Source organism: Janthinobacterium sp. BJB401 (assembly GCF_013372745.1).
GTDB classification, from domain to species: domain Bacteria; phylum Pseudomonadota; class Gammaproteobacteria; order Burkholderiales; family Burkholderiaceae_D; genus Janthinobacterium; species Janthinobacterium rivuli.
Map to the genome: position 1 here is coordinate 1 of NZ_JABXFH010000065.1, position 23,672 is coordinate 23,672.

Below are 23,672 nucleotides of genomic sequence, written 5' to 3' on the forward strand. Positions count from 1 at the left end.
AGACTGTTGGCGGTTGTTGCCTGCGCGGGCCTGCTCGCGCCGCAGGCATGGGCTGCCGAGAAAATCGAATTCTGGACCTTCAGCATGAAGCCCAAATTCACGCCGTATTTCAATGCGGTGGTGGCGCGCTACGAGGCGCAAAATCCCGGCGTCAAGATCGAATGGATCGATTTTCCATGGGACGTCATCCAGACCAAGCTGGTCACGCGCATCGTGGCCGGCACGCCGCCCGCGCTGGTCAGCCTGAACGTGCCCTGGGCCGACGAATTCGCGCGCGACGGCTTGCTCACACAAGTCGATGGCCTGATCGCGGAGGCGCGCGCCAGCTACATTCCCAGCGCCCTGGCGGACTTGCGCTTCAAGGGCGGCACCTACGGTTTTCCCATGTACAGCAATGTCGCGGTGATCGCCTTCAATACCGCCATTTTCAAGCAGGCCGGCCTCACGCGCGGCCCCGCCAGCCTCGATGAACAGCTGGCGTTTGCGCGCCAGATCGCGCAACGCACGGGCAAGGCCGGCATCGCCCCCGCCCTCTCCAAAATTGACGGCCTGTTCATGCAGCAGGGCCTGGCCGTCATCACCAACAACCGCGCCGTCTTCAATTCGCCGCAGCACGTGGCGCTGGTGCAAAAGCTGGCCGATACCTACAAGGTCGGCGGCCTGCTGAAGGAAAGCCTGTTCGCCGAAGACAATTTCCCCGCCGTGATCGACGCCTACAAGGGCGGCCGCCTGGGCATGCTGCTGGCGCCGCCGACGGCCATGCAGCGCATCTGCGGCGATGCGAAAGACATCTACGCCATCACCGACGTGGCGCCCGCGCCGCTGGGCCCCACCGGCATCGCCGACGGCGGCTGGCTCGTGCATTTCGCCATTCCAAAAGGCGTACCGGCGCGCCAACTGCCATCGGTCGGCAAGTTCGCGCGCTTCCTGACGAACGACGAGAACCAGCTGGCCTTCGCCAAGCAGGCCAGCGTCTTTCCCACCACCGTGAAAGCGGCGGCCGATCCGTTTTTTCTGTCCACGCCGCAGAACGCGGGCGCGGCTGAAAAGGCGGTGGCCGCCGGCGCGCTGTCGATGGGCCACTCGCGCACCCTGTACGTGGCCGGCATCGACGATTACGACGAGTTGCGCCGCTCGCTGGTGAAAGCCGTCGAAGCAGGCGTGACGGGCAAGCAGAACGTGCAGCAGGCGCTGGACCAGGCCGTCGCCATCTGGAACCGCAAGCTGGCCACCCTGCCGCGCCACTGAGGACCCCATGAAACTCGCCCACCGCCATACCGTGCAAGCCTGGCTGTTCCTCGCCCCCGCCCTGCTGCTGCTGGCCGCCTTTTCCTTCTGGCCCGTCGGCTATGGCTCCGTGCTGGCGTTTACCGACTACAGCCTGATACGCGAGACGCGCTTCGTCGGCCTCGACAACTTCCGCTACATCTTCAACAACGAGATGTTCGTCTCGGGCCTGAAAAACTCGCTGATGTTTTTGCTGATGGTGCCCTTCGTGCAGGTGGGCGCCATCACCCTGGCCGTGCTGGTCAACAACCGCCTGCCCGGCATCCGTCTGTTCCGCGCCGCCTTCTACGTGCCCGTGGTGACCACCGTTTCCGTGGTCGGGATCATGTGGGGCTTCATGTTCCACGAACAGGGCGCGCTGAACTACGTGATGATGACGTTAAGGCTTGTGAATGCGCCCGTGGGCTGGCTGTCGAACGACAGCCTGGCCCTGTTTGCCGTGATGTTCGTCACCCTGTGGCGCGGCCTGGGCTGGTATATGGTGATGTATCTGGCGGCCCTGCAATCGATACCGTCGGACATGCAGGAAGCGGCCATGCTCGATGGCGCCAATCGCTGGCAGCGCTTCTGGAAGATCACCGTGCCGATGCTGCGCCCGACCATCATGCTGTGCTCCATCCTGTCCGTGCTGGCGGCCCTGAAGGCGTACCAGGAAGTCGACGTGCTGACGCAAGGCGGGCCCATGAACTCCACCTTCACGGCGCTGTACTACGCCTATGACCAGGGCCTCAAGCACTTGAAACTGCCGCGCGCGCTGGCGGCCAGCTTCGTCGTCTCGCTGTTCTGCATAGCCATCGCCCTGCTGTGCCTGCGCTACCTGAAACCGAAGCACCGCTAACCGGGACTGACCATGAAAAACCGCTCCCGCCCCCTGAAAACACGCCTGCACATCCTGGGCCACTATGCCGTGCTGTGCGCGATCGCCGTCGTCTGCGTCTTCCCGTTCTGGTGGACCCTGGTGACGGCCATTTCCACGCAAGGCAATATCTTTGCTTTTCCGCCCACCTTCTGGCCGAAGGCGCCGTCCTTGGCCAACTTCATCGAAGTGTTCAATGCGATCCCGATCTGGTCGTTCTTCAAGAACTCCGTGCTGATCGCCGTGTTTACCGTGTTCTGGAAGCTGCTGCTGTGTTCACTGGCCGCGTATCCGCTGGCGCGCCTGAAATTCCGCGGCCGCAAACTGGTGTTCGGCCTGATCCTGGCCACGCTGGTGCTGCCGTCCGAGGTCAACTTCCTCGTCAACTTCATCACCATCACGCAAATGAGCCTGGTCGACACCTACACGGGCGTAATCCTGCCCAACGTGGTGACGGCCGTGGCCATCTTGCTGCTCAAGCAGGCATTCGAGGAAGTGCCGCAAGACCTGATCGACGCGGCGCGTGTCGATGGCGCGTCCGAGTGGGTCATCTTCAGCCGCATCATGCTGCCCCTGATTACGCCATGGCTGGCCACCGTCGGCATCCTGACGGCCGTCGAATCGTGGAATGAATACATCTGGCCTTCCATCGTCATGAGCAAGCCCGATGAATTCCCGCTTTCTGTCGGCGTGCTGTACTTGCGCGGCACCTTCGGCAGCAGCACGCGCGTGATCGCGGCCGGCACCCTGATCACCATCGTGCCGACCCTGCTCGCCTTCCTGTTTACCCAACGCTTCTTCATGCGCGGCATGGACGGCGCAGTCAAATGAAAACGTCTCTCGATAAGGAAGCCTCCATGCACGACCAGCGCATCAGCATCAGCAAAAAAGTACGCAGCCCGATTTCCTGGGTGCCCACCTTGTACTTCGCCCAGGGCTTGCCGTTCTACGCCGTGGCCCTGGTGGCCGGCCTGATGTTCAAGAGCATGGGCGTGCCGAACGACCAGATCGCCCGCTGGACGGGCCTGATCGGCTTTGCCTGGGTCTTCAAGTCGCTGTGGAGCCCCTTCATGGAACTGGCATCGAGCAAGAAGACCATGGTGGTGCTGTTCCAGTTCCTTGGCGGCCTGAGCCTGGGCCTGATCGCGCTGGCCCTGCAAACGCCGCTGTGGTTCGCCGCCTGCATCGCCGTGCTGTTCGTCGCCGCGCTGGCCTCGTCGACGCACGACATCGTCTGCGACGGCCTGTATATCGCCAGCCTGTCGGACAAGCAGCAGGCGGCCTACGCGGGCTGGCAAGGCGCCTTCTTCAATGCGGGCAAGTTCATCTCGCTGGGCGGCCTGGTCATCCTGGCCGGCTACCTGGAGAAAAAAATCGGCATCAAGCCGGCATGGTCGGTGATCTTCCTGATCATCGGCGCCATGATGCTGTCGCTGGCCGCCTACCACCTGTGGGCCTTGCCGCAAGTGCGCAACGCGGCCGTGGCCGACAAGAGCGTGGCCGGCATCAGCCGCACCCTGTGGGACGTGCTGGTGGACTTCCTGAAAAAGCCCGGCATCTGGGGCATGATCGCCTTCATCATCCTGTTCCGCGCCGGCGAAGCGCAAGTGCAGACCATCGGCCCGCTGTTCCTGCGCGAAGCGCGCGAACTGGGCGGCCTGGGCCTGTCGACGACGGAAGTGGGCGCCGTGTACGGCACCGCCGGTACCGTCGCGTTCCTGCTGGGCAGCATCGGCGGCGGCTACTTCACTTCCTGGCTGGGCCTCAAGCGCGCCATGTTCTTCCTGATCCTGGCCATGAACTTGCCGAACCTGGTGTTCTATTACCTGAGCCACAGCATGCCGACCGACCTGACCCTGATCACGGCCGCGCTCAGCGTGGAGATGTTCGGCTATGGCTTCGGCTTCGTCGGCCTGATCCTGTTCATGATGCAGGTCGTCTCCGTCGGCAAATACCAGACGGCCCACTATGCGTTCGCCACCGGCGTGATGCAGCTCGGTTCCGTGCTGTTCAAGATGATCAGCGGCGACATCCAGACGGCGCTCGGCTACAAGACTTTCTTCCTGTGGGTGCTGGTGTCGGCCGTGCCCGTATTGATCCTGTCGCGCTTCATGCGCATCGGCCCGAAGGAGTCCTCCGACCCATCTGACGCCGGCGCCACGTCCGCGCCGGCCAGCGCAAGCTAGGAATCGCACAGTCCATGGCACACATCGCATTAAAGAACATCGTCAAGCTGTACGACGACAAGCACCAGGTCATCCACGGCATCGACCTCGATATCCGCGACGGCGAATTCGTCGTCTTCGTGGGGCCGTCCGGTTGCGGCAAATCGACCCTGCTGCGCATGATCGCCGGGCTGGAAGACATCACGGATGGCGAGCTGCATATCGGCGGCAAGCTGGCCAACGATATCGCGCCGGCCGAGCGGGGCCTGGCCATGGTTTTCCAGAGCTACGCCCTGTACCCGCACATGACGGTGTACGAGAACATGGCCTTCGCCCTGAGTCTGGCCGGGCACAAGAAGGCCGAGGTGCGCGCCGCCGTCGAGCGCGCGGCCGACATCCTGCAGATCACGCCGCTGTTGAAACGCAAGCCGAAGGACCTGTCGGGCGGCCAGCGCCAGCGCGTGGCCATCGGCCGCGCCATCGTGCGCAAGCCCAAGGTCTTCCTGTTCGACGAGCCGCTGTCGAACCTCGATGCATCGTTGCGCGTGCAGATGCGCGTGGAGATTTCGCGCCTGCACCAGGAACTGAAAACCACCATGATCTACGTCACGCACGACCAGGTCGAGGCCATGACCCTGGGCGAGCGCATCGTCGTCTTCAACGGCGGGCGCATCGAGCAAGTGGGCAGTCCGCACGAGTTGTACAACAATCCCGGCAACCTGTTCGTGGCCGGCTTCCTCGGCGCGCCGAAGATGAACTTCGTCGCTTGCGAGGCCGTCGCCAGCGGCCCCGGCTCGGTGGCCGTGCGCCTGCCCGGCGGCGCCGTCATCGACGTCGAAGCGCAGGGCGAAACCGTGGCGCCGGGCGACCAGCTGACCCTGGGCGTGCGCGCCGAACATGTCAGCCTGCGGCACGCGAACGATGCAGGCGACAACGTGGTCGACGCGGCCGTCAGCCATGTCGAATACCTGGGCGACGTGGCCATCGTGTACGCCAGCATGCCGGGCGTGAACGAGATGCTGGCCGAAATGCTGGCCGTTAAGCTGCCGGCCGAGGAAGGCATGCGCCAGGCGGGCGACGCCATGCGCCTGCATCTGCCGCCGCAGCGCTGCCTGCTGTTCGATGCAAAAGGGCAAGCCCTGGCGCGCACGTTTGCCGCACCCGCTCAGCCGTTTATGTGACAATAGCCGTTTTGTATCATGCCGCTTCTGTTTGACTTGTGCACACAGACTGGCAGAATGATGTTTTTTCGAGCTTCCTTGCCCCTCTGGCAAAGCCACTGCACGATGTTGCGGCTGCCAGTGCAGGTGCGTATTTTTGTTATTGATTGAAGGATAACCCATGTCCCAATTCCGTCTTGCCCGTCTTAGTCTGCTCCTGGCCGCCATCGGCCTCAATGTCCTGCCATCCCTGTCGCACGCCCAGGATGCCAAGCCAGCCGCCGCCGCTGCCGCACCGGCCGACTCGGTGCGCCCTGAAGTGTTCAAGCTGCTCGATCCGACCGTCGTGAAGGCATCGATGGATGCCAAGAACTACGCCGACGTGCAAAGCCGCATCGACCAGGCTGCCGCCATTCCGGCCCTGACGCCGTATGAAACGTTCGTGCTGAACCGCCTGCGCGTGGCGCTGGCCTCGACCACCAACAATGCGCCGATGGCCATGACGGCGCTGGAAGCGGTGATCGAATCGGGCAAGCTGGACAAGAAATCGGAAGGCGACTTCATCCAGGCACTGGCGAACTACCACTACAACGCCAAGGATTACCCGAACGCCATCAAATGGTTCACCCGTTACCAGACAGCAACGGGCGACGTGGCCACCGTGCGTCCCTACATCATCCGCGCCTATTACTTCAGCAACGATTTCGCGCGCGCCAAGCAGGAACTGATGGCCGACGTGACGGCCAAGCAGCAAGCGGGCAAGACGCCGAGCATCGAAGAACTGCAGTTGCTGGCCAACACGGGTTCGAAAAGCAAGGATCCGGCCACCTACCTGATCGCCATGGAAAACCTGGTGCGCTACTACCCGTCGGACGACTACTGGAGCGACCTGCTGGGCCGCCTGCAAGGCAAGGCCGGTTATTCGGACCGCTTCGCCCTGGACGTGCTGCGCCTGCAATTCCAGGCCGTCGGCACCATGCCGCCACAGGACTACAGCGACATGGCTGAAATCGCCTTGCAGAACGCCTTCCCGACGGAAGCGAAAAAAGTCCTCGACGCCGGCTTTGCCAAAGGCGTGCTGGGCACGGGCGCGAATGCCGCCAAGCACAAGAAACTGCGCGACCAGGCCAGCAAGGCTGCCGCCGACGATGCGAAAAACATCGCCAGCGGCGAAGCCTCGGCCATGAAGAGCAAGGATGGCACAGGCTTGATCAACCTCGGCTACGCCTTCGTGACGATGGACCAGTTCGACAAAGGTATCGACCTGATCCAGAAAGGCATCGCCAAGGGCGGCCTGAAGCGCGTTGAAGACGCCAAGCTGCGCCTCGGCTATTCCTACGCCATGGCCGGCAAGAAAGACGACGCCATCAAGGTGCTGGAAACGGTCAAGGGCGGCGACGGCGTGGGCGATCTGGCCCGCTACTGGATCCTGTGGCTGAACCGTCCTGCCACGGCAGCGGCACCGGCAGCAGCGGCAGCAGCGGCGCAGTAATTTCCGCTCCCGGCAGCACACGCAAGGCGGTTCCCGGCTCAGGCCGGGGCTGCTTTTTTTTCGACCTTTTTTCCTCCTTCCATGCCGCCAGCCACTGTCGCCACTGCCACCGCCGCCGAACGATTGACCAGCCTGGACGCCTTTCGCGGCTTCGTGATCGTCACCATGATCTGGGTCAACTACCTGGCCGGCATGCCCGGCATTGCCTGGTGGCTCGAACATGCGGGGCCGCGCGCCGACGGCATCACCGTGCCCGACCTGGTCTTTCCCGGCTTCCTGTTCATGGTCGGCATGGCCATTCCGCTGGCCTTGCAGCGCCATTGCGGCAACGTCACGCCAGCCTTGCTGGGGCGCCTGCTGTGGCGCTCCGCCAGCCTGATGCTGGCCGGCGTGGTGCTGGCGAATGCCTACCGCTACGATGCGCAGGCGGCGCTGCTGCCGCACGCCGTCTATGTCCTGTTGTTTTATATGGCCATGATCCTGCTGTGGCGCCAGGGCGCGGGCAAGCTGGAACTGGCCGCGGGCGGCATCCTGATGCTGTTCCTGCTGGCGACGTTTCGCGGCGAATTGAATGCGGAGTTTTCCAGCACCTGGCTGCAACCGTCATGGTGGGGCATCCTCGGCATGATCGGCTGGGCGTATCTGCTGTGCAGCCTGCTGTACCTGGCGTGCCAGGGCAGCGGCACGGCGCTGATGGGCGTGTTTGCCCTGCTGATCGCGCTGTACATGGGCGGCACGGCGGGCAGCCTGGATTTCCTGCCGGCGGGTATCAACGGGTTTGTCAACGTGCCGCAAGTGCTCGGTTCGACGGCGGCCAATGTGCTGGCCGGCACCCTGGTGGGCCAGCTGTTCCTGCGCGGCGCCGCGCTGAGCCATGGGCAACGCATCCGTTTCATGGCGTGGTTCGCGCTGGGACTGTTCGCTGCCGGCCTGCTGCTGCGGCCGTATCACCACATCAACAAGATCGCGGCAACGGAATCCTACACGCTCGTGTGCAGCGCCATCATCCTGGCCCTGTTCCTCGTGTTTTATGTCGTCATCGACGTGTGGCGCTGGCGCGCCTGGGCAGTGGTGCTCTTGCCTGCCGGAACAAATGCCCTGTTCGCCTACATCGTGCCCGACCTGTGGCAGCAACTGGCGGCCGTGATGCACCTGCCGCGCTTCTGGTGGCCGTATCTTGAAACGGGCGGCACGGCCGGCCTGTGGAATGCCGCCGCCGTCACCGCCCTGATGCTGCTCTTCACCGCCCTGGCCACACGTCACGGCCTGAAGCTGAAGTTCTAGACTTTGATGTATATCTTGCGCTTGTCCATGCCGTAGGCAATCAGCCAGCACAACAGCATGAAGCTGACGGCAAACAGCATGGACCCCACGCGCGCCGGCGCCCAGCCCGTAAACCAGTGCGTGTACAGCCACTGGTACAGGTTGCCGCCGCCGATGCGCACGGTAAACGCGATGATCACCAGCACTTCCGACACCAGGTAAATGAAGAGCGTGTTCTTGCCGAAGACTTCAAAGAAATACGTCCAGCCAGTCATTTGACGTACGTCAATGATGTACATCAGCAGCGCCAGCAGCAGCAAGTCCAGGCCAATACCCAGCATCACGTAAGAGCTGGTCCACAGCTTCTTGTTGATCGGAAACACTTCATTCCAGCACAGGGCCACGGCCACGCAGATGACGCCAGCCACGGCCAGCTGATACAGGCTCGAACGCAGCTGCGCCGGCGCCGTCTGGCGCAGGAAACTGCCCGCCAGATAGCCGGCAATCACATTGACGATAGCAGGCAAACTGCCGAGGATGCCTTCCGGGTCGAAGGCGATGCCTTCACCGTGGTACAAATGGCTGTCGCCCAGCAAGATCAGATCGAGCTTGGCGGGCACGTTGCCGTGCAGGCTGTAGTCGCCAAAGCATGCCAGGATGGCCCAGTAGCCGAGCAAGGCGCACGCGCAAAAGACCAGCGCGCCGCGCGTCTTCCAGTAATGCAGGATCAGGGCGGCGGCCAGGTAGCATACGGCGATGCGCTGCAGCACGCCGGGGATGCGCGTGTGCGACAGCGGCGACCAGGCGAACTGGCCCGCATCGTCGAGCTTGAAGAAAGGGAACCAGTACAGCAGGAAGCCCAGTAAAAAAATCAGCGCGCTGCGCTTGCACAGCCTGGCCAGCACGGCGCCATGGCCCAGATGTTCATATTTCCCCAACGCAAACGCCAGCGCATTGCCGACGACAAACAAAAAGCTGGGGAAGACCAGGTCCGTGAGGGTAAAACCATGCCATTCGGCATGCAGGAACGGCGCATACACGCTGCCCCAGTCGCCCGGCGTATTGACGACGATCATCAGTGCGACGGTCAGGCCGCGCAGGACGTCGAGGGCGAGGTAGCGCTGGTTCATGGCTGCGCCCCCTTCAGGATGGGCGCCATGGCCGTACCCAGCACATGCTGCGCATCGCCGCTCAATTCCCAGAACATGCCGCCACGCAAGCCCTTGTCACGGATATAGCGCACTTTATGCGCCACAGATTGCGCATCTTCATAGCTGATGAACACGCCGCTGTCGCGGTTGTACAGATACGGTACTTGCGACGCGGCATTCCAATGGCGCTGGAAGCCCCGCGCGCCCTCGCCCTCGGCCAGGTAGCCTTGCTCCTGCAGATACCGGTAAGTAAATGTCGGCGTAGCGTCGTTGCCGCTGGCGGCGCCCTCGCAAGGTTGGTACAAGCCATCGCCGCGAGGACCGGCGGCGCACTGCTTCCAGCCATAGCCATAAAAGGGCACGCCCAGCACCAGCTTGGCGGCAGGCACGCCGGCGCGCAGGAAGCGCGTCACGGTGGCGTCCGCATACAGCTGCTTGTCGCGCTGCGGGTCGGCGGGGTCGGCATGCAGGGGCGCCAGCTGGCCACTCTCGGCATCCCACACGCCGCGGTAGTCATACGTCATCAGGTTGATCCAGTCCAGCTGCGCCGCCAGGCGGACGATCCAGCCGGGCGAAGCGTCGCTGTCGTCGCTCAGGCTGGCATGCGCGCCGGCGGCGATGGTGATCAGGTAATGGCGGCCGGCATCCTGCTTGCCGGCCTGCTCGAAGGCGCTGCGCAGTTCGCTCGCGAGGCGCACATAGTTTTCCTTGTCGTCGGCGCGATGGCAGAGCTTGCCTTCGATACAGGGAATCCCCCCCGTGGCCGGATGTTCCCAGTCGATATCGACGCCATCGAGGCCATGCCGGCGTACCAGTTCCAGCGCGGAGGCGATGAACGCCTGGCGTGCGGCCGGCGTGGCGGCCACGTCCGAAAAGCGGTTCGACCAGATCCAGCCGCCCACCGACAGCAGGACGCGCAACCGCGGATGACTTTGCTTGAGCGCATTGAGCTTGCGCAAGTTGCCGGCATCGGCTTGCGGCGCCGGCAGGACGATGCTGCCATTGGCCGGCCGGGACGGCTGGCCCTGCGCATCCAGGCAGGCGCTCACGCCGCCGCCCTCGGGCGCCGGGTTGCCATGTTCGCCATCCCAGCAGATGTCGGCGAACGCGTACTGGATCAGGCTGACATTGCCAGCGCGAATATTGTGCTCGGTAACGGGAAAATCGGCCGATTTCCAGCCGGGATAATACGCCACCACTTCCGGCGCGAAAACCGGCGCGGCAGGAGCGGAAGGACTGGCGGAGGCGGCGGCCAGTGGCAGTGCGCAGGCGAAGCAAGCCAGCATTGCGTGTAATGTCATCGGAGGTATCCCACCCTATAAAAAATCCATCTTGCAATAAAAAAATGGCGGAGCCAGCTACGCTCCGCCATTGTCATGCCATCCCGGGTGTCCGCCGGGAGGCATTAACCAAGTAAAACGTCTTACATCTTGCCACGCAGGCCGAAGAATACCTGGCGGCCATTCTTGTAGAACGCGCGCGGCTGGTCTTTGGTCGATGCATACGATTTCAACAGCGGATTGTTCAAGTCCTTGCCTTCCAGCGACAGGGTCAGGAACTCGTTGATGTTGTAGTTGACGGAAGCCGAAACGGTGGCGACGTCATCCTGGTAAATGGCGCTCTTGCGATCCAGGCCGTTCAGGAAGGCGGAACGGAAGCTGTAGTTCAGGCGCGCGCTCCATTTGGCATTTTCAAAGAAGCCCGACAGGTTGTACGAGTTCTTCGACGTGCCGACCATATCGCAGTTGCCTTCATCGGCGCACGCCGATTTTGGCGCCGCTTGCGTTTCCTTGCCGTCAGCATAGGTGTAGTTGGCGCTGAAGCCGAAACCATTGCTCAGGTCCTGGGTGTACTGCAGTTCCACGCCACGCACGCGCGCCTTGGTATTGACGGCGGCGCTCATGTTGTAGTTGGTTACGCGGCCGAGAGTCGTGTTGTAGTACTGCGCCACCGACGAGCCGTAGGTGACATACGAACCCAGTTTCATCTGATACAGGTTCACGGCGATCAGCGACTTCGGCATGAAGTACCATTCCACGCCCGCATCGACGTTGTTCGACATGATCGGCTTCAGGTTCGGATTGCCGCCGGAACCGGACATCGTCAAGTCGTTCAGGCTCAAGGCACCCAGTGCGCCAAAGTCAGGACGCGCCATGGTGCGGCTGGCCGCGCCGCGCAACACGACATTCTTCGCCAGGTCCGTGCGCAAGTTCACGCTCGGCAGGAAGTTATTGTAGGTATTCGAGGTGAGGGTTGGTTTCCACACGGTGTTCGGCGATGCATTGGCCACGTCGATCTCGGTCTTGACATAACGCACACCGAAGTTACCTTGCACGTCGGCAAAGTTCAGGTCACCCATGACGTAGGCGGCATTGGCCTTTTCCGTCATCTGGAATTCGCCCTGGTAAGCATGCCTGTCGTACGTCACGTACTTGTCGCCCCACTCCTTCATCGAGGAACCGCTGAAGGTCCAGGGATTCTGCAGCACGTTGGCCAGGGGACTGGTCGGGAAACGCGTCAAGCCTTTCGGCGCATTCTCCAGCAGGCCGGCGCCCGCTCCATAGGTGCCTTCGAGCGCGGTCAGGGAACGGTCATGCTTGGCGGTACGCAGGCCAAAACGGATGGTCGGCACGGCATCCCATACGGTGCTGTAGGCACCGTCGACCTGGCCATAGTTTTCCTTGTCACGCGTGGTGGTGTCCGTTGCCCAACCGGTGAAGAACGGGGCGCCGGTGCGCGGATTCAAGGTCGCGGCATTGTCGATGACGACATTGGCCGGCGCATCGGTGCCATGCATGGTCAGACTGCTGCCCGAATAGGCCAGCCAGCCTTCATACGCGTAGTCGCGGGCGTGGCCTGTGCCGCGCGTGGTACCGACCTGGCCAGTAAACTTCAGGTTGGCGTTGGCGCGGTACTTGAAGTTAAAGTCGACAAATTTCGAATCGCTGTAGGAACCTGGACGGGCAATGATGTCCTGCACCGAGGCGCCCATTTCCGAGCAATCGGCAACTGGGCACTTCGACGGGAAGGCGATCGACGTAATCGTGTTGCCCTTGAGCGTGTACGACGACGGGATGGCGCCGCCCACGTTGCTCCAGTTATTCGACAGGACCTGATACGGCGCCAGCATGAAGTTGGTATTGACGTTGTCCGCATCGAGGCGGGTGTAGAAGCCGTTGACGTTGAAGCTCAGGTCGTTCGATACCTTGTATTCGATGTCCAGCGAGCCGCCCTTGCGCTGGCGCTTCTGCTCAAACAGCGATGAACCGGTCAGGAATGACAAAGACTTGCCAGCGATTGAAGGATTGGCGGCAATCCAGGCTTTCGCATTCGTGTCGTCAAGCTTTTCCCACCACAGGAATTCCTGGCCCTGGCGGCGCAAGGTGCGTTTTTCGTTAAACACCTGCAGCAAGATGCCCAGGTCGTTGGCGTCGTTTTTCCAGTTGATCAAGCCGCTGACTTGCGCATCGGTTTTCTTGGACGATTCCGTGTAAGCGCCTTCAATCGAACCCATCAGGGTCAGATTCTTCTTGAAGCTCAAGGGCTTGCGGGTTTCGATATTGACATTGCCGGCGGCGCCGCCTTCGATCAGGTCCGCTTGCGAGCTTTTGTGTACGGTCACGCGGCCGATCAGCTCGGACGGGAACATGGAGTAGCTGACGCTGCGGCCGCCGTTCGTGATATTCGAGATATACCAGTCGCCGCTCGACACGGTGTGGCCGTTCAGGGTGGTCAAGGTCAGGTTCGACGGCGTGCCTTTCAGGCTGACGCGGTCATTGTCGCCAAAGCCGCCTTCGGAGCCGCCTGCCGTGGCGACGGACACGCCAGGGATGCGCTGCAGCGAATCGGCAACGCTCTTGTCCGGCATCTTGCCCACGTCTTCGGCCGTGACGACTTCGACCAGGGAGTCGGAATTACGCTTTTGATTCAGCGACTGGGCCATTGCGGCGCGCACGCCGGTTACCACCACAACACTTGAATCCGGCTGCACTGCTTCCTGCGCCTGGGCGGCAAAACTCGCACCCAGTACCATCAACCCCACGGCTGCCGCGATAGGCGTCAGGCGCGTTACACCGCTAGCTGTCAAATTGCGTTTCATGTACTCCCCCTTGATTTAGGCTCCAGGATTGGAACCTTTTCATTTTTAATGTAGGTCTTCTTTCCAGCCCGCCCACTCTCGCCGGCATGCTGCAGACCCTTCGGCACAACCACTTACAAAACCAATTCAACGCCAATATACTACTATCCAATACCAGAACACTACCAGTTGCAACTTTTTTTTTATAACGTTGCTTGAATCACACAGACCACTTTATCGAAATCAATCCGTAGCCCGTATGAGCAGGCTAAATGCCGGCGAAGCCAGGCATAAATTGCTGGCCTGATAATTCAAATTGGTTTTATAACGGCCTTTTTTGGTATTATCCAGCGACACAAAACAGATACAGAGCGCGTCTGCAACGCGCCGTAACGGAGACCCTCAGCGTATGACCACCCTGGCTCACATCATGCAAGGCCTGGGGCAGACGAGTAGCCTGCCCCTGTACCAGCAACTGCAGCGCGCGCTGCGCGAAGCGATCGACAAGCGCATCCTCGGCCCCGAGGAAGCCCTGCCGGCCGAGCGCCAGCTGGCCAGCGACCTGTCCGTCTCGCGCATCACCGTGCGCAAGGCCATCGATGGCCTCGTCAACGAGGGCTTGCTGGTGCGGCGCCCCGGCTCGGGCAATTTCATCAATACGCGCATCGAGAAAAATTTCGCCAAGCTGACCTCGTTTTCCGAGGACATGCGGGCGCGCGGACGCACGCCGCGCAGCGTGTGGCTCAAGCGCGCGGAGGGCACCGTCACGCCGGAAGAAGCCTTGCGCCTGCGGCTGTCGCCGGGCGCGCCCGTGTACCGCTTTCACCGCATCCGCTATGCGGACGAGATACCGATGTGCCTGGAGTACGCGACCATCGTCGCCAGTTGCCTGCCGGCGCTCGACGCAGTCGACGTATCGATGTATGACGCGCTGGAACAGGCCGGCAACCGGCCCGTGCGCGCCTTGCAGCGGCTCAGCGCGCTTTTGTTGACGGGGGAACAGGCCAGCCTGTTGCAGGCGGAGGAAGGCGACGCGGGCTTGTCGGTGGAAAGGCTGGGCTTTTTGCGCGATGGCCGCGCCGTGGAATTTTGCCGCTCCTACTTCCGCGGCGATATGTATGACTTCGTGGCAGAATTAAGTACCAATTAATACCAGCTGCCCGAATTTCTCAATACCAGATAACACCACTTATTGCAGTGCAATATATATGCCGGTATCGCGCCGAATATATGCACGGCGATGGTGCAATCATCGGCGGTGATTATGTGGCTGCCTGCGCGGAATATAAAATAAGGCCGTGCAATACGGTTTTGCGCATTGCAACAAAACAGAGCCTTATGAATCAGGCAGCGGGCGCGGCGCGGCGGCCCATACACAGCAGGAGCACGCTTAGCACCACGCACAGCCAGCCGAATAGCGGCCCCAGCCATCCAGCCCACGTGGCAATAGATGGCGGCGCCGGCAGCGGCGCCAGCAAGGTGCTGCCCGGCATGGCGCTGCTGGCCCGTTCCGCCAGCACGCGGCCATACGCATCGCTGACTGTCAGCTCGCCCTCGCGCGCCGCGCGCACCACGGCGTAACCGTTTTCCACGCCGCGCACGACCGTCATGCGCGCGCCCATCCAGGCGTCCAGCTGAAAATCCCAGGCCGGCACCAGCATCGCCTGTGCCCCGGCTGCGCCATACGCCTGCCCCAGGGAGGCAAAATGCATGTCCTTGCAGATGGCCAGGCCCATGGCCTGCCCCGCCACCGGCTGCACGGCATACGCGCTGCCGGCAAGAAACTCGCGTTCGGGCGGCGCCAGATGCTGTTTCTGATAGCTGACGGGCGCGGCACCATCGGGCGCGAACAGCCAGGCCAGGTTGCGTCGGCCGGCGGCGTCCTGCACACCGATCCCCACGGTGATCCACGCGCCCGTGCCGCGCGCCAGCGCCTGGAAACGCTGCCGCACGGCGTCCGCCTGCGCGGGCGCCAGCACGGCGATCTTTTCAGGCAGCAGCACCAGCGTGGCGCCCTGCCCGGCCAGCGCTTCGACGTGGCGCGCGTACTGGTCCCAGATGGCTTGCGCGCGCGCCGGCGGCGTGGCCGGGCCGATAAAGTCATCGATGGCCACCAGCCCCGCCAGCGGGCCGGTCGGCGCAGGGGCGCCGTGCACGCGCCAGGCGCCACCGGCCCACGCGGCCGCCAGCAGCAGCACGGCTGTGCTCGCCGCTGGCACATACGCGCGGCCCCCGGCCAGCAGCAAGGCCAGCGCGGATGGCACCAGGCACAGCAAGAAAAGCAGGCCAGGCACGCCGGCCAGGGCCGCCACCTGCAACACGGCAATATTATCGGCTTGCGAATACGCGAGGCTGCCCCAGTTACCGTCCGGCAGCAATGCGGCCATCAGGGTATCGATGGCGACCCACAGCGCGGGATACGCCAGCACCGTCCAGCTTGCCCTGTAGCGCAGCACGACGCGCCGCGTGGCCAGTACCACCAGCAGCCACAGCAGTGCCTTGACGGCGATCGCGGCCAGCACGGCCGGCAAAGGCATCAGCAGGCGGAAATAGGCAAGGTTCGACGACAAGCCGAGCACGGCGGCCAGGAACGTCATCCAGGCCGCATCGCGGCGCGACGAGCGCAGGGCCAGCCACAGCACGGGCAGCGGCGCGCACCAGGCCAGCGGGCCCAGCGGCTGCGGTCCCAGCACCCAGTACAAAGGCACGCCGGCCGCCAGCGCGGCGGCGATTTGCAACAGGCGCTGGCGCAACGCGGTGCCGCCGGCAAACAGGGCCGGCGCAGACAAGGTATTGGACAAGGTATTGAGCATGCTCATGCTTTCAAGGGGAGCCAGATTTCTACGCCGCCGATGCCGCTGGCGGGGTCGAACTGCTGGTCGTAGCGTTCAAAATCGGGCGCGTCGGCCACTTCCAGACCGGACTGGGGCAGCCACTCGTTCCACACCGTATGCCAGGTGGCGCGGATGGTGGAAATGTGGCCGCGGTGATGAAACACGGCATAGCGCCGCGGCGCGATGCGCAGCCGCATCCAGCCCTCGGGGGCCTGGGAAAAGTCGCTCACCGGCATGGCGCACAGGTAATCGAAATTGCCCGCCTCGTCATTATTGCAGCACACGCCATACACCAGCTGGCCGGGCGCCGCATGGGGCAGGAAGCGCTGCCACAGGGCGGGGATGCCGGCAGCCGTTTCGGCGCGATAACGTTCGACGAGGCCGGCCAGCAGCAAGGCGGGCCCCTGCTCGAAACGCGGCGCTTCCAGGGCCACGCCAGGCGCCACATCCATTTTGATGGCGTCCACCAGCGCGAGGTTGGCGACGTGGCGCTGGGCCCGCACCTTTTCCGGCGTGATCTGGAACTGGTCGCGGAAGGCCCGCGTAAATGCCTCGTGGGAACTGTAGCCGGCCTGCAGCGCGACGGCGAGGATGTCTTGCGCGCCCTGCGCCAGCGCGCGGGCCGCCTCGCTGAGCCGGCGCGCCCGCACATAGCGCATCACGGAGTGGCCCGTGGCCAGGCCAAACGCGCGCGTCAGGTGACACGGCGAGGCGCCGCCCACGTGGGCGATATCGCCGAGCGAAATATTTTGCGCATAATGCGATTCGATATACCAGAGTGCCTTGGCCAGAGTGTGCATGGACGCTTCCCGTTGAACGAGCAGCGACTGTAGCATTTTCAGGCAGGCGTGACTTGACCGGAATTGCGCAATACAGGCTTACTTTCTGGTGCGCTTTTCGTACACCAGCTGGCCGCTGCTGATACGGGCCAGCTCGGCCATCTCCTGGGCCAGGAAGGCCAGCAGGTCGTCGATGCTGACGACGCCGGAGAGCGCGCCCAGGCTATTGACCACGGGCAGGCGCCGGATGCCGTTGACGCGCATGCGTTCGATGATGTCGTAGACGTCTTCGTCTTCGCTGGCCGTGAGCAGCTGCGCGCTCATGATGTCGCCCACCAGCAGGCTGGCGGGGTCGAGGCCCAGGGCGATGACGGAAATGACGATGTCGCGGTCGGTGAGGATGCCGATGGGGACGCGCTCGCCGTTCGGCTGTTCGGCCACGATCAGGTCGCCCACGTGGTGCTGGCGCATCAGCAGCGCCGCGTCTTGCACGCTGGTGTCACGCTGGCAATGGATGGTGTGCAGGGTACAGATGTCGCCGATACGCATGTCGCCACTCCGTTTGAGGCAGAGTGTCCACGCTACGCCAGCCCGCCGTGGCGGGTTTGAGGCACATCAATGAAACGAGTCTTACTTTTCTTCGGGGGGCGGCAGGAAGCAGGCTTCGACGATTTGCAGGTCGTTATCCTTGGCAAATTCGCGCACGAAGTGAAACGCCATCGGCTCGATCTCGCGCAACTTCGTGTTGACCACCACCGACTTGACGCCATTGACGACGGTCGGGCGCACGTAGGGCGAATACTGGAGGTGCGCATTGCGCCCGCCACCTTCGGGATTGAAACAGGACATCACTCCACAAAGGCGCTCGGCCCAATCGCTGGGTCGGAATTGCTTGCCATTGCTGGTGAGACCAAGGATGAAGAACTCGTCTGAGAGTTCCCCTGTTTTTTGAGATAACTCGGCCATGTGGCTTGTCGGGACTGGATTGCGTGAATGGCCCCGGCGGGTAAGCCGGGCTGGTAGTCAACTACGTTTGCTGCGGTAAGCCAGTATTATATCTTATAGAAGACTTGGGTTCTACCTCGATCTGCCCTGACGATGCAAACAGGGGCCGGCACGCCTAACGCGCCAGCCCCTATTTTAACCTTGTTCCACGCGCAAGGCGCATGGATGGCGCGTGTGCGCCCGCGTCAGCCGAGGAAAACGGCGCCCGACATCAACAACAGCAGCAGCATCCACAGCAGCAAGGCGCGCCAGACGAGGCCCACCGTGCTCTGCAAGGCGCGCGCGCCCGGCTCTTCGCCTGGCAGGATATCGCTTTCGCTGTCGCTGTCATCGACGGCCATGTCCGGCGTGACGAGCACGCGGGCCGCCGTTTCCGCTGGCGTACCCAGGCGTACGCCCATGGCGCCGCCGCCGGCCGTCAGGATGATGCCGATGGCCTCGTCCTGCCAGCGCTGGGCGAAATTGCGCCAGGCATAGATGGCATCCTCGAAATTGCCGACCACGGCAAACGCCACGGCCGTCAGGCGCACGGGGATCCAGTCGATCCAGTAAAAGGCGCGCGCGGCGAACTGGCCGAACGCTTCATTGCGCATGTGCTCGGGCTCGTTCCAGGCGCGCGCCAGGTATTCGGCCACGCGGTACATCACGGCGCAGGCAGGGCCCACCGGCATCAGGAACCAGAAGAACACGCCAAACACATTGCGATGCGTCGTGATCAGGGCTTTTTCCACGGCGATGCGGGCGATCTCGCTCGCTTCCATGCCTACCGTGTCGAGTTTGGTCCACTCGCCCAGCAAGGTGCGCGCGGACGCTTCGTCGCCGGCGCTCAGGGCCAGCTGGATCGAGGTGAAGTAATGGCTGTAATGGCGGAAGCCCAGGGTCAGGTAGACGATGAGGACGTTCCAGACGAAGGCCAGGGGGGTCAGCTGGTAATACCGCAAGAGCCAGTACACGCCTGCCGTCGGCACCATCAACGCGCCGATCATGAGGAACCAGCCCATGCGGCCATGGTTGGCGTGGCCGGCATTGAACCAGGTCTCCATGCGCATTGCCAGGCTCTTGATTTCGGCGTAGATCGGATTGTCCGCGCGCAAAGGTTTGAGCTGCTCGATCAGCAATGCGCAAAGTATGGAGAGAAATGTCATCAAACGTCCTTTTTGTCTTTTTCAGCAATACCGCAATGCCCGCTACGATAGCGCAGTGCCGTGCTGGAATCAAACTTATTACGTGCGCGGCATCATTTTACGCGCGCAAGAGGTGAAACAGATTGCGCAGCATGCCGGCGGTGGCGCCCCAAATATAGAAGCGCTCATACGGCATCGCGTAGAACGAGCGCCGCCCGCCGGGCAATTCCACCGACAGGCGCTGATGGTTGAGGCCATCCATGAGGAAGGCCAGCGGCACTTCGAAAATTTCCGCCACTTCGGACGGGTCGGCGCGCAGCTCGAACGGCGGCGTCACCAGGCCCACCACGGGCGTGACCTGGTAGCCGGTGCCCGTCAGGTAGTCGGGCAGGCAGCCCAGCACTTCGATATGTTCGCGCGCCAGGCCCACTTCTTCTTCCGTTTCGCGCAAGGCCGTGGCGACGGGCGACGCATCGAAGGCTTCGCTGCGCCCGCCGGGAAAGCTGACCTGGCCCGCATGGCTGCTCAGGTGATCCGTGCGCATGGTCAGCAAGATGGTCAAGCCCTGCGGGCGCTGCACCAGCGGAATGAGCACGGCGGCGCGCACGGGCACGGCGCGGGCGGAAAGAAAATCCTGGGTCATCTCGGGCTGCCAGTCAGGCTGTTCGGCCAGGCGCTGGCGCAGCCAGTCCGGCGTCAGGCGCACGGCGTCCAGCGCCGCCTCGCCGGCGATCGAATCGATGGCAAGTTGTTTTGGATCAAATGCGATAGTGGCCATGGCAGCTTGCCTCAACAGCAATTCAGAATAAAAAAAGGGGCACCAATACGGTACCCCTTTTCCCAACGCAGACGCTGATATTACGCGCTTGCTTTCGCCACAACGCGGCGATTTGGCAATTTTTCTTTGATACGCGCCGATTTACCCGAACGCTCACGCAGATAGTACAGCTTGGCGCGGCGAACGTCACCACGGCGTTTCACTTCGATCGAAGCGATCAGCGGCGAGTACAGTTGGAACGTACGCTCAACGCCTTCGCCGGACGAGATCTTGCGAACGATGAAGTTCGAGTTCAGGCCACGGTTACGACGGGAGATAACGACGCCTTCGTAAGCCTGGGCGCGCTTGCGCGTACCTTCGACTACGTTGACGCTGACGATAACGGTATCGCCTGGTGCGAAGTCAGGAATCGATTTACCCAGACGGGCGATCTCTTCTTGCTCTAATTGTTGAATCAAGTCCATTTTATAACTCCGAAAACCATCATGCCGGCGCACTGTGGATAGCAAGTATCCGCCCGGTAGAGGATGGGTATTACCAATTTGGGCAACATGCCCGGCACTACTGGCCACCCTGCCGGCCGTCCGGAGACGGCTTACAGGCTGGCCAAGAATTTTTCGTCGGTCTTGCTGAGCAAGCCGGCGGCGCGTGCACTGACCAGCAGGTCAGGCCGCTTCGTCGCGGTCGCTTCCAGCATGCGCTGGCGGCGCCACTTGACGATCTCGGCATGATTGCCACCCATCAAGACGGGCGGTACGGCCATGCCTTCGTATGTTTCCGGCCGCGTGTAGTGCGGCGAATCGAGCAAGCCATTGACGAAACTGTCCTCGATGGCCGATGCCTCGGTGTTCAAGACACCTGGCAACAAGCGGATCACCGCATCCATCAGCGCCATGGCAGGCAATTCACCGCCCGACAACACGAAGTCGCCGACGCTGATTTCCTCGTCGACGCAACGGTCCAGCAAACGCTGGTCCACGGCTTCGTAGCGGCCACACAGGATCACCAAACCAGGTTCGGCTTTCAGCTGCGTGACGCGCTCGTGCGTCAGCGGACGGCCTTGCGGCGACATGAACACCACGCGGGGCGCCGCCAGGCCCAATGCGGTCTGGCGTTGCTTCGCGGCATTAATTGTCGCTTCGAGGGGACGGGCCATCATCACCATGCCGGGGCCGCCGCCATACGGGCGGTCATCCACGGTACGGTGATTGTCGGTGGTGAAATCACGGGGATTCCACAGCGACAAGCCACATTTCCCCTGCTCGAAGGCGCGCCGGGTCACACCTGACTGCGTCAGCGCGGCAAACATTTCCGGGAACAGGGTCACGACATCAAATTGCATCGTTCACCATCCTGCAACGTTTGCCCGGCGCATTGTTAAGCGCAGGCGGTTTAATAATCGAGGCCCCAGTCGACCGTGATCTTGCTGGCAGCCTTGTCAACGTTAATGACAAACTGGCCAACAAACGGGATCAGGCGCTCAGGCGCCTTTTCAACGGTCTCATCGGCAGTGGCGACGGGCGTAACGCGCAAGATCGACTGCGGACCATTGCTCATCATGTCGTGCACTGTGCCGAGGCACTCGCCTTGCAAATTCTCGACTGTCAGTCCGATCAGATCGGACCAATAAAATTCATCGGCCGTCAGCGTCGGGAAATGGCTACGCGGAATTTGCACAGAGACGCCTTTCAGCGCTTCTGCGGCATCCCGCCCGACCACACCCACCAGCTGGGCCACGACGTCGCCGCCGTGTAACTTCGCTTGCCTGACTTGAATATCATGCAAGGTCGGTTTATCAAACCACCAGGTTTTGACGCTTAATAATGCATCCGCGTCGTCGGAGAAAGGAGTGATCCTGACTCCGCCAGCAATGCCATAAGCACCGGAGACATAGCCTACCTGTACCAGGTCATCGGGGACTTTCACCCCGGATGCAGTCTTGACCGTCAAACCAGTGATCTAATTAAGCTGCTGCTTTGTTGTTGCTAGCTACCAGGCGAGCAACGGTTGGCGACAATTGTGCGCCAACGCCTTGCCAGTAGGCCAGACGGTCTGCGGTGATACGCAGTGGAACTTCGCCACCTTGCGCCATCGGGTTGTAAAAACCGATACGCTCAATGAAGCGACCATCGCGGCGATTGCGCGAATCAGTAGCGACGATGTTGAAGAACGGGCGCTTCTTGGCGCCTCCACGAGCTAAACGAATAACGACCATAATATTTCCAAAAAGTGTGCTGAGGCGGAAAAAGCCGCAAATTATAGCGCGCTTTACCGCCAGGCAGCAAGCGTTATGATGACGGGCGTGTAATTTGGGCTAATCAAACATTATGACCAGTCATGGCCGAAGACGCAATAGGCGCGTGCGTCTATCGTGCCGGCCATGGCTTGGCATCAGGCGAAATCATTACATAAACGCCACAGGAAAGTGCTATCGTTGTGCGAGACGATGACCGATACTGGCAATCTTTACCGATGAGCAACTCTGGAGTCCCATGACCACCGCTACCATTTTGCAACAGTCGCACAAGAACAAGGCCTTCACGGCACTGCTGGCCTTCCTGCTGGGCATGCTGGGCGCCCACCGCTTCTACCTGCATGGCGCCAAGGACCGCTGGGGATGGCTGCACCTGGCCGCCCTGCCCGCCTCCTTGCTGCTGCGCCAGCTGTTTCCCGATGCCGACTGGTTTTACCAGATATTGCCGCTGACCCTGTCCGCCCTGGCCGGCTTCCTGCAAGCGCTGGTGCTGGGCCTGATGCCGGATGACAAATGGGACGCCCGCTACAACGCCGCCTCCGGTCGCGCGTCCGACACGGGCTGGCCCTTGGCCGTCGTGCTAGTCGCTACCTTGATGCTAGGCGCGGGCGTGCTGATCGCCACCATGGCACGCCTGTTCGACTTGCTGTACACAGGCGGCGCCTACGGTTAATTTCCGCACGGAAACCACCTCGACTCACCCACATGTAAGTGTTGGTAAGCAATCATGATTTTCCTCTATACTGCATTCACAATGCCGACATTACTGGCACATTTAACACCCCCTAGGAGAAGATCATGATTCGTCGCCCACTCATCCTCGCAGTCGCCATCACGGCCCTGTTCAGCACTTCCGCCTTCGCGCAAAACCTGTCGCCGAAGGCGCAATACGCCTACGACACGAAGCAGGCCAGCACCCGCTATGCGGACGACAAGAAACTGTGTGCAGAAGAAAGCAGCTCGAAAGCGCGCATGCAATGCCTGCGCGACGCCAAGGGCGAATACGACCAGGCCATCATCAACGCCAAGGCCGCGCAAAAAGCCGGTAATTCCTACGCCAGCCAGCCTTCCAAGCAGCCACAGCACCAGATCTGCGCCGATTGCGGCAAGGTGCTGGCAGTCAACGTCGCTGAAAAGGCCGGTGAAGGTGGCGCGCTGGGCATGATCGGCGGCGGCGTGGCCGGCGCCCTGCTGGGCCGCCAGGTCGGCGGCGGACGCGGCAAGGATCTGGCCACCCTGGCCGGCGCCGCAGGCGGCGCTTTCGCGGGCAAGCAAGTCGAAGGCCACATGAAAAACAGCAAGGTATGGACCGTCACCGTGCAATACGAAACGGGCGCCAAGGCGGACTTCGCGTTTGACCAGGATCCTGGCTTGGCGGCTGGCGACCTGGTGCGCAATTCCGGTAATGGTATTGCCAGAAGGTAAGCTGAACCCAAGAGCAAGGAC

At 62.2% G+C, this 23,672-nt stretch carries 23 protein-coding genes; 10 read left to right on the forward strand and 13 right to left on the reverse strand.

The features are described 5' to 3' along the window. The first annotated feature begins 3 nt into the window (after nt 1–3). The 7 genes from HWE17_RS26235 (at nt 4) to HWE17_RS26265 (ending at nt 8,244) form a co-directional block, all read left to right on the forward strand. On the forward strand, nt 4–1,248 hold the full coding sequence (locus tag HWE17_RS26235; RefSeq protein ID WP_255206394.1) for an ABC transporter substrate-binding protein: 1,245 nt from the start codon (nt 4–6) through the stop codon (nt 1,246–1,248). A gap of 7 nt (nt 1,249–1,255) precedes the next feature. Next, the gene (locus HWE17_RS26240) at nt 1,256–2,125 is read left to right on the forward strand and encodes a carbohydrate ABC transporter permease (RefSeq protein WP_176390803.1); all 870 of its coding nucleotides are present in this window, start codon (nt 1,256–1,258) and stop codon (nt 2,123–2,125) included. 12 nt (nt 2,126–2,137) lie between these two features. Beyond that, on the forward strand, nt 2,138–2,974 hold the full coding sequence (locus HWE17_RS26245) for a carbohydrate ABC transporter permease (RefSeq protein ID WP_176390804.1): 837 nt from the start codon (nt 2,138–2,140) through the stop codon (nt 2,972–2,974). A gap of 26 nt (nt 2,975–3,000) precedes the next feature. Then, the gene (locus tag HWE17_RS26250) at nt 3,001–4,329 is read left to right on the forward strand and encodes an MFS transporter (RefSeq protein WP_176390805.1); all 1,329 of its coding nucleotides are present in this window, start codon (nt 3,001–3,003) and stop codon (nt 4,327–4,329) included. Nucleotides 4,330–4,343: 14 nt separating this feature from the next. After that, nucleotides 4,344–5,489, forward strand: coding sequence for an ABC transporter ATP-binding protein (locus tag HWE17_RS26255; protein ID WP_176390806.1), 1,146 nt, complete (start codon nt 4,344–4,346; stop codon nt 5,487–5,489). 160 nt (nt 5,490–5,649) lie between these two features. Then, a complete protein-coding gene (locus HWE17_RS26260) occupies nt 5,650–6,960 on the forward strand; it encodes a lipopolysaccharide assembly protein LapB (protein ID WP_035825436.1) in 1,311 nt (436 codons plus the stop codon). Nucleotides 6,961–7,041: 81 nt separating this feature from the next. Continuing rightward, nucleotides 7,042–8,244, forward strand: a complete 1,203-nt coding sequence (locus HWE17_RS26265) for a DUF5009 domain-containing protein (protein WP_176390807.1) — start codon at nt 7,042–7,044, stop codon at nt 8,242–8,244. Here the strand turns inward: HWE17_RS26265 and HWE17_RS26270 are convergent. From HWE17_RS26270 to HWE17_RS26280, 3 genes are all read right to left on the reverse strand, one after another. Continuing rightward, nucleotides 8,241–9,353: an acyltransferase family protein gene (locus HWE17_RS26270; protein ID WP_176390808.1), complete on the reverse strand. Its 1,113-nt coding sequence runs from the start codon at nt 9,351–9,353 to the stop codon at nt 8,241–8,243. The two genes, HWE17_RS26265 and HWE17_RS26270, sit on opposite strands and share 4 nt — an antisense overlap. Continuing rightward, nucleotides 9,350–10,675, reverse strand: a complete 1,326-nt coding sequence (locus tag HWE17_RS26275) for a glycoside hydrolase family 18 protein (RefSeq protein WP_176390809.1) — start codon at nt 10,673–10,675, stop codon at nt 9,350–9,352. The genes HWE17_RS26270 and HWE17_RS26275 overlap by 4 nt, the downstream gene beginning before the upstream one ends. Before the next feature lie 122 nt (nt 10,676–10,797). Continuing rightward, a complete protein-coding gene (locus tag HWE17_RS26280; RefSeq protein ID WP_176390810.1) occupies nt 10,798–13,473 on the reverse strand; it encodes a TonB-dependent receptor in 2,676 nt (891 codons plus the stop codon). Between the two features lie 388 nt (nt 13,474–13,861). Between HWE17_RS26280 and HWE17_RS26285 the strand changes: the two genes are divergently transcribed. Beyond that, nucleotides 13,862–14,602 carry a GntR family transcriptional regulator gene (locus tag HWE17_RS26285; RefSeq protein WP_035825427.1) on the forward strand — a complete coding sequence of 247 codons (741 nt, stop codon included), beginning with the start codon at nt 13,862–13,864 and terminating at the stop codon, nt 14,600–14,602. Between the two features lie 193 nt (nt 14,603–14,795). On the opposite strand, the gene HWE17_RS26290 is transcribed toward HWE17_RS26285, so the two are convergent. From HWE17_RS26290 to rpsP, 10 genes are all read right to left on the reverse strand, one after another. Continuing rightward, entirely contained in the window at nt 14,796–16,271 is a 1,476-nt protein-coding gene (locus tag HWE17_RS26290; protein ID WP_176390811.1) for a carbon-nitrogen hydrolase family protein, read from the reverse strand. Then, nucleotides 16,268–17,086, reverse strand: a complete 819-nt coding sequence (locus HWE17_RS26295) for an AraC family transcriptional regulator (RefSeq protein ID WP_176390812.1) — start codon at nt 17,084–17,086, stop codon at nt 16,268–16,270. Before HWE17_RS26295 ends, HWE17_RS26290 begins: the two co-directional genes overlap by 4 nt. Before the next feature lie 78 nt (nt 17,087–17,164). Continuing rightward, entirely contained in the window at nt 17,165–17,614 is a 450-nt protein-coding gene (locus HWE17_RS26300; RefSeq protein WP_035825422.1) for a CBS domain-containing protein, read from the reverse strand. A gap of 81 nt (nt 17,615–17,695) precedes the next feature. After that, a complete protein-coding gene (locus tag HWE17_RS26305; protein ID WP_029496213.1) occupies nt 17,696–18,031 on the reverse strand; it encodes a DUF3579 domain-containing protein in 336 nt (111 codons plus the stop codon). A 224-nt stretch (nt 18,032–18,255) separates the two neighbouring features. Continuing rightward, nucleotides 18,256–19,215 (reverse strand): CobD/CbiB family protein, encoded by a 960-nt coding sequence (locus tag HWE17_RS26310; RefSeq protein ID WP_035825418.1) that lies wholly within the window; start codon nt 19,213–19,215, stop codon nt 18,256–18,258. 97 nt (nt 19,216–19,312) lie between these two features. After that, a complete protein-coding gene (locus HWE17_RS26315; RefSeq protein ID WP_099400852.1) occupies nt 19,313–19,972 on the reverse strand; it encodes a CoA pyrophosphatase in 660 nt (219 codons plus the stop codon). Between the two features lie 80 nt (nt 19,973–20,052). Then, nucleotides 20,053–20,436, reverse strand: a complete 384-nt coding sequence (rplS, locus tag HWE17_RS26320; RefSeq protein WP_035825414.1) for a 50S ribosomal protein L19 — start codon at nt 20,434–20,436, stop codon at nt 20,053–20,055. Nucleotides 20,437–20,567: 131 nt separating this feature from the next. After that, nucleotides 20,568–21,314: a tRNA (guanosine(37)-N1)-methyltransferase TrmD gene (gene trmD, locus HWE17_RS26325; protein WP_034759865.1), complete on the reverse strand. Its 747-nt coding sequence runs from the start codon at nt 21,312–21,314 to the stop codon at nt 20,568–20,570. A gap of 50 nt (nt 21,315–21,364) precedes the next feature. Beyond that, nucleotides 21,365–21,922, reverse strand: coding sequence for a ribosome maturation factor RimM (rimM, locus tag HWE17_RS26330; protein ID WP_217916899.1), 558 nt, complete (start codon nt 21,920–21,922; stop codon nt 21,365–21,367). Nucleotides 21,923–21,935: 13 nt separating this feature from the next. Further along, nucleotides 21,936–22,187: a 30S ribosomal protein S16 gene (gene rpsP / locus HWE17_RS26335; RefSeq protein ID WP_010395524.1), complete on the reverse strand. Its 252-nt coding sequence runs from the start codon at nt 22,185–22,187 to the stop codon at nt 21,936–21,938. Nucleotides 22,188–22,464: 277 nt separating this feature from the next. On the opposite strand from rpsP, the gene HWE17_RS26340 reads away from it, so the two are divergent. Then, nucleotides 22,465–22,899, forward strand: a complete 435-nt coding sequence (locus HWE17_RS26340) for an NINE protein (RefSeq protein ID WP_176390813.1) — start codon at nt 22,465–22,467, stop codon at nt 22,897–22,899. Nucleotides 22,900–23,024: 125 nt separating this feature from the next. Continuing rightward, entirely contained in the window at nt 23,025–23,651 is a 627-nt protein-coding gene (locus HWE17_RS26345; RefSeq protein ID WP_035825403.1) for a glycine zipper 2TM domain-containing protein, read from the forward strand. Nucleotides 23,652–23,672: the final 21 nt, after the last annotated feature.